This window comes from Aeromonas sp. HMWF017 (assembly GCF_003061465.1).
In the GTDB taxonomy this organism is placed as follows: Bacteria; Pseudomonadota; Gammaproteobacteria; order Enterobacterales; family Aeromonadaceae; genus Aeromonas; species Aeromonas veronii.
Window position 1 is genome coordinate 1 of sequence record NZ_QAJD01000013.1, and the last position, 7,160, is coordinate 7,160.

The window sequence follows — 7,160 nt, forward strand, 5'->3', positions numbered from 1 at the left end:
ACAAGCATGATGCTGCTGATGCAGAAGCTATCTGCGAAGCCGTCACTCGACCCAATATGCGGTTTGTGCCTATCAAAAGTCCTGAACAGCAAGCCGTTCTGGCACTTCATCGGAGCCGCCAGGGATTCATCAAGCAGCGGACTGCACAAGCTAATCAAATCAGGGGATTATTAGCTGAATTTGGCATTGTCATGCCTATCGGGATCCACCAACTACTACGACGGTTACCTGAGATCCTGGAGGACGCAGAGAACCAGTTACCCAGCCTGTTTCGTGTTCAACTGAGTTTGCTACAGAAACATATTGAGTATTTGTTTGATGTCGTGTCGACGCTCGATAAACAGATAGAGCAGTGCCATCAGCAAAACGCGCTATGCCAGCGTATTGGTAAGATCCCGGGTATCGGCCCCATCACCGCCAGTGCGTTAATTGCGACCATCGGCAACGCCAACAATTTCGAGAATGGCAGACAACTTGCGGCCTGGCTTGGTTTAGTGCCACGCCAACATTCCAGTGGAGGCAAACAAGTGCTGCTTGGGATAAGCAAACGCGGAGATACCTATTTGAGGACCTTGCTTATCCATGGCGCCAGGGCAGTCTTACAGTCTGTCAAACGTAAACAGGATACCGTATCGGGTTGGGCCAGTAGGCTATTGGAGCGCCGGAATAACAACATTGCCTCGGTAGCATTGGCTAATAAGAATGCACGGATAGTGTGGGCCTTATTGGCCAAAGACCAGGAATACTGCGCGCCAGTGATGAACGCTTAATATTCGGGGTCAGCAAGAGAGGGATAACACCACCGATTGCCCAGGCAAGCATGAAGTGATGGCAAAACAGGTCAGACCGTGATGGGGAAAACCCGGTTTAGGCAAGGCTCTTGAAAGAGCGCGTTGTTGATTGAGGCCTCCATCAGCGGATTCCATCAGGGACAGAGGCGTTTTATTACCTCAGTACAGTCCGGATCTATGGCTGCAATCGATGACCTGAGTAAAGCCACCACAACATATTTCGCTTGGCAAACGGGGGCGACCATCTATGCCCAAATCGATGCAGCCTGAATGGAACTCACTGGGGGGGCCTGATCACTAACATCCCTTTCAACGCTGCATCTTGGGCATGTCGCTTTACCTCATCACCAACTGACCCTAACCAGATTAATCGAGGTTCACTTACCTTCGGGGTTGCAGGTTCCATCACTATCACGGTCAGAGAGGGCCACGCCAGCTCTACGATGACCAGAGCATCTACACCATCCTGATGCTCATGGGGATTTCCAGCCTCACTCAGAGATAAACTCAGGGGCTAATCGATACACTATTCGAGTTGATGAATGAGCAATAGGTATTAGGCGTCAATTACTTTGGCCGACACGCGTCAACTACTCTGGCCGCCAAGGGATAATTACTTAAATGACTGTTGGGTTACCGTTTTTGACGTCTTCTTCCTGTAGCTCTCTCCCGTTACCTCGAAAATGTATCCATGGTGGATCAGCCTGTCGGCTGCGGCCACCGCCATCGTCTCATCCACGAAGATGCTGCCCCATTCACTAAACGGATGGTTACTCGTAATAATCAAGCTACCTCTTTCATATCGATGCGCGATCAACTCGAACAGCACCCCCGTCTCAGCATTGTCACGTTTGACATAGCCAAGGTCGTCTATCACTATCACCCGGTAGCGATCTAGCTTCAGAAGCACCTCATTAAGTCTCAGCAATGATCTGGCCTTACTGAGTTCCTGTAGCAATTCACCGGCACTGTAAAACCGGGCTCGATGTCCCTGACATACAACGCCGTCAACGATCGCTGCGGCAAGGTGGCTCTTGCCAAGACCGCTGGCCCCGAACAGCAGGACGTTTTCACCGCTGTCCACCCAGTCCGTCGTTGCACATAGCTGGCGCACCTGCATTGCGTTCAGCTCCGGAACCTGGCCGAAGTCATATTCGGCCAGTGTTTCACCCGTCGGCAGACGCGCCTCTTTTATATATCGCCGCAGCCGTTCAGTTTCCCGGTGTGCTGCTTCTTCGCTACAAAGCGACAGCAGATAACGCGAGGGGGTCCAACCTTCGGCTAAGGCTCGTTTTTCCTGACTGTGCCATTCTGACGCCACACGCGTTAGACGCAGCTTTCTCAGCAGTTTTTCAAGGGTATGAATATCGGTCATTGTAAGCCTCCCCTCTGGAGAAGGAGGTCATAGCTTTGCAGGCTATGCTGGACTACTTTCCCATCCGGCAAGGGGTGTTTTTCTTTCACGCCAAGCCACTTCAGTAGCTTTTGCAGATCCGGTTCTCCAGGCTCCAGTAATAGCTCGCTCACTCTCTTTGCGATCAGAGATATGTCCTCCTGCTCTGCTGCCAGCTTGAGGGCGTTCACCATAAGCCTGCTGGCTAGTTGAGGCGTCAAACGTGAACACATTCGCTGCCACAGCTGGCGCCATTCATCATTAGGCAGGATGTCATTGCGAAGCGCTGCGTGGTAGAAGGCTCCCGGCTTTTTCACCAGACTACCTATGACGTGACGGAAGTTGATGCAACGGGCACGACGCTTCCCCTTTGCCGCCCTGACCCTATGGCTACTCATCACCTCATCGCTACCCACGTAGCAGCTCAGGCGATCATCCCAGAGGCGAACTTTCAGCATCTGCCCAATCAGTCGAGAGGGAACGCTATACACAACGAATTTCACATTGATAGTGCTACTGCTGCTTACCCGAACGGAGAATTCTTCGTAGTCAGCACAGCGATTCCGGGGCAGTGGTGTCAGAAACGCCAACTCTTGCTGGACCAGATCCTGATTGCGTTGGTTATGACGCAAAACCTGTTGGGTTACAAATCGTCGGTACTCTTCCAGCGACTGGAAGTCATTACTGCCACGAAGCAGCAGGGCTTGCCGGATACGTTGTTTAAGATGGCCGTGGGCTGATTCAACCGAGCCATTTTCATGGCCCCGCCCTGGGTTGTTGCGTGACGGCGTCATGCCGTAATGTTCGCAAAGTTGGGCATAGCGCTCGGTCTGATCACGATGGTCATCTTCACTCAGGTTCTTCCATGCGGCTGCCAAGCTATCTGTACGGTGCTCTTGCGGTACACCGCCCAGCTGACCAAGAGCTTCCTGGAGCCCCTCAGCCAGAGCGGTAAAGCTCTCTCCACCAGTAATGATGCGCACCCAGCTCCAGCGGCTCCATTCAAGCCTGAAATGGAAAAGTTTATGTTCCAGCGGGCGACCATTGAGAGTGATCACCGTGTCCTTCAGCTGGGTAAAGTCAGACAGCGCTCGTAACCCTGGTTTGTGCTCCTGGCGGAACATAATTTCCAGCTCTTCGCCATGACAAGCTTTCCAAGTGCGGATGCGTCGTTGGAGCGTCCGCCGCACGGTATCAGGGTACTGGCCTGGGTATTTATCTTGTAAGTACTCAAGAACGGTTGTCGGTGAAAGTCGTGGACGAGATGCGAGCAGGGGGAGGATCTCGTGTTCCCAGACCAGCCCCAGCGGGTCCTGACGTGTACGCCAGTGTCGCTCGCTCGACTGCTGCCATTGTCCTTTCTCGATACGCCGCCCAGACCGGACGGAGATCCCAGCGGTAGTTGACGCCGCATGCTGACTAAGACCTTTCTTACGTTGAGCCATATAAAAACTGACCTGCCTAATGTTCAGCGTCACAAGGTCTCCCTGGAAAGAAGAAACAGGACGCTTAGATTACAAACAGGCCAGAGTAATTGTCGCGAAGCGGACGGTGTAATTGTCGCCTAATACAATAGTAATGAAACTAACTATTTGACATATGATTGGGGGCCTGAGCCCCCCAAATTTTATTGTGTAATACGGCATTGACTGAAAATATCTAACCCCTTTTCATAGACTGAGGTCTTGACATCCCAGATACCCAGCACCGATGAAAAAATATTATCGTGTGAGTAACGGGTATCAGCAGCTTTCTGCTGCAAACACGTCATATCTATTCCTTTCTCTTTGGTAAATCCTGGTGACATCCAGACCTGCATAGGCACTCGGGTCTGGTCATCCGGTGCAAACTTATACGGTGTACCGTGCAGGTAAAGCCCCAATGCTCCGAGAGATTCACCGTGGTCGGAGACGTAGATCAACGCGGTGTTGTATTTATCTTCGTAGGTTTTCAACTTGGCAATCATCTCTGCAATCACGAAATCGGTGTAGCGAATGGTGTTGTCATAGGTGTTTGTAAGCTCTTCATCAGTACAGTTTTCGATATCGCTACGTGGGCAATCAGGCAAGAACTGGCGATGAGAATCAGGGTAGCGCTTGTAGTAGGTTGGGCCATGACTGCCAATAAGGTGGAAGCCCACCAGTTTATCTCCTTTCATCTGCGCAATTTCATTATCAAGGTCTTGGAGAACAACCTCGTCATAGCATGTGTTCTTATCACAGAATTTAGGATGATCCTTCGGCTTGATTTCGATGTTTTGGACTCGATCACAGACTCCTTTGCAGCCGCCATCGTTCTCCTTCCAAAAGATGGAGATCCCCGTTTTCTGCAACACATCGAGCAGGCCCTCACTGTTGCGAGCTCGATTATCATCAAACTCCTTTCTCTCCATATTGGAGAACATGCAGGGCACTGATACTGCTGTAGCAGTACCACATGAACGAACATCGTTAAAAGAAATGACATCCTCAATCTTGCTGGTAAAAGCGTTAGTTTCTTTCTCGTAGCCATTCATGGAGAAATTTTTACCACGAGCAGTTTCACCAACAACCAAAAACATCAGAGTGGGTTTGTCTTCTTTCGCTACTCGTGTAGCGTCATCGCCCAAAGTAGCAAAGGGGACGGGCTCAGCCATATAGCGTCTATAAAGATATTTACTGGTGCTATACATGAAGTTAGCGGGAACAATTTCACGATTTAGAGTCTGATTGTTACGACCAATAGATGCGTAATCCTGGTAGTACAAGGCAGCAATAACCCCAACTATTGCTAACGAGGCCAGCATAGATAGTGCTCTCTGAGCAATACCTTTATACCAAGTAGATGCATACTCAATCTTCACAAAGAAAATTAATATGGCAGGAAGCACACCTGTGAACAAAACCCACATAATGATTGGTAGATTAATGTAAGCATATGCTTCACTTTGATTGGTTTCAAATATGTTCTGGATCATGTCACCATCAAATATCACCCGATATTTCATCATGGTATAGCTGGCAATAGAACCCGTAACAAAGAGGAAGGCGAAGAAGGGCTTCATCAGATAGCGGATCGAAAAAGGCATGAAGACGAAGTTAAGAGCCGCAACGAGTAAAAAAGGAATTGAAATGACGAAGCCGACCTTGAAGTGTTCAAGATTGGACAGGATGTCATAAAAATGGAGCAAAACTGGCCAATTAAGTAAAAACGAAAAGACCAAGGCCAATAATAAGACAAATGAAACAACTCTTATCTTTACTACCGAAAACATAATTTCTCCCTGATAAACCCTTCAATTCTACGCGAATTTTTATTAAAAAGTATGGACGAATAATTCAGTTATATCGACATTGTTTAAATATATCTAATGTCTGGTCGTAAACCTTAGTTCTAATATCCCAAAGTCCCAACATAGATGGAAAAAGATTGTCATGTGAGTATCGGTAAATCGCCGAATTTTTCAGCAAACATGTCATATCAATCCCTTTCTCTTTGGTAAAATCGGGTGACATCCAAACCTGCATAGGCACGCGGGTCTGATCATCTGGTGCAAATTTATAAGGTGTACCGTGCAGGTAAAGCCCCAATGCTCCTAGTGATTCACCGTGATCGGATACATAGATCAACGCGGTGTTGTACTTATCTTCGTAAGTCTTCAACTTGGCAATCATCTCTGCAATCACGAAGTCGGTGTAGCGAATGGTGTTGTCATAGGTGTTTGTAAGCTCTTCATCTGTACAGTTTTCAATATCGCTACGTGGGCAATCAGGCAAGAACTGGCGATGAGCTTCAGGGTAGCGCTTGTAGTAGGTTGGGCCATGGCTACCTATCAGGTGGAAGCCAACAAGCTTGTCCCCTTTCATCCGTGCGATCTCATCATCTAGATTTTGCAGTACAACCTCGTCATAACATGTGTTCTTATCACAGAATGTCGGATAATCCTTCGGCTTAATTTCAATGTTAGGAACTCGATCACAGACTCCTTTGCAACCGCCATCGTTCTCCTTCCAAAAGATAGAGATCCCCGTCTTCTGCAACACATCGAGCAGGCCCTCACTATTGCGAGCTCGATTATCATCAAACTCCTTTCTCCTCATATTGGAGAACATGCAGGGCACAGATACTGCTGTAGCCGTTCCACACGAGCGAACATCTTTAAATGAGATGACCCCACCAGTTTTACTGGTAAAAGGGTTTGTATCCTTCTCATAACCGTTCATTGAGAAATTTTTACCACGAGCAGTCTCACCCACAACCAGGAACATTAGGGTGGGTTTATCTTTATCCATAGCCCGTACAGCATCATCACCCAAAGTGGCAAAAGGAATTGGTTCTGCAAAATAACGATTATAAATGTATTTAGTAGAACTGTTGATAAAGTTGGCAGGGACAATTTCACGTTGGAGATTCGGATTATTTCGCCCTACTGAAACATAATCCTGATAATATAATGCCGCAATAATACCAATAATAAATAAAGATGCTGCCATGGATAATATGCGTAGAATGACTCCTTTGTACCATGCTGTCTCGTACTCAATCCTAACAAGAAACAATAACGCTGCTGGAACTATTCCTGCTATCGTAACCCAGCCTAATATTGGTAAATTAAAGTAGGCATATGCTTCGCTTTGGTTCGTTTCAAAAATGTTCTGAATCATGTTTTGATCAAACAAGACACGATACTTCATCATGGTGTAGCTGACGATAGCACTCAATACGAGAAGAAGAGCAAAAAATGGTTTTACTAAATATCGAATTGAAAATGGGATAAACACAAAATTCAGTGCTGCAACCAACAAAATTGGAAGGGAGATCGCAAACCCAAGCTTAAAGCCCTCTAGTTTGTAAAGAATATCATAAAAATGGAGAACTCCGCGCCAGTTCAGCATGAATGCAAAATATAATGCCAATAAAAAAACAAGTGGCACAATTTTAATTTTTATTATGAAAGGCATAGCAGCTCCATCAACAGCCTCAAAATATAAATATCT

Annotated in this window: 5 protein-coding genes and 1 pseudogene; 2 read left to right on the plus strand and 4 right to left on the minus strand. The window is 47.4% G+C overall.

Annotated elements, in window-relative coordinates:
• Positions 1–770 (plus strand): IS110 family transposase (locus tag DBR30_RS01345; RefSeq protein WP_108588153.1); only part of this gene is annotated, 770 nt, incomplete at its 5' end.
• Between the two features lie 386 nt (positions 771–1,156).
• Positions 1,157–1,293, plus strand: a pseudogene (locus DBR30_RS21485) (IS5/IS1182 family transposase); the annotation flags it as partial.
• A gap of 111 nt (positions 1,294–1,404) precedes the next feature.
• On the opposite strand, the gene istB reads toward DBR30_RS21485, so the two are convergent.
• From istB to DBR30_RS01365, 4 genes are all read right to left on the minus strand, one after another.
• On the minus strand, positions 1,405–2,166 hold the full coding sequence (gene istB / locus DBR30_RS01350) for an IS21-like element helper ATPase IstB (protein WP_108541358.1): 762 nt from the start codon (positions 2,164–2,166) through the stop codon (positions 1,405–1,407).
• The gene (gene istA / locus DBR30_RS01355) at positions 2,163–3,662 is read right to left on the minus strand and encodes an IS21 family transposase (protein WP_108541359.1); all 1,500 of its coding nucleotides are present in this window, start codon (positions 3,660–3,662) and stop codon (positions 2,163–2,165) included. The genes istB and istA overlap by 4 nt, the downstream gene beginning before the upstream one ends.
• A 149-nt stretch (positions 3,663–3,811) precedes the next feature.
• Entirely contained in the window at positions 3,812–5,437 is a 1,626-nt protein-coding gene (locus DBR30_RS01360; RefSeq protein WP_108541360.1) for an MCR-3-related phosphoethanolamine--lipid A transferase, read from the minus strand.
• 64 nt (positions 5,438–5,501) lie between these two features.
• Entirely contained in the window at positions 5,502–7,124 is a 1,623-nt protein-coding gene (locus DBR30_RS01365; RefSeq protein ID WP_108541361.1) for an MCR-3-related phosphoethanolamine--lipid A transferase, read from the minus strand.
• Positions 7,125–7,160 lie beyond the last annotated feature (36 nt).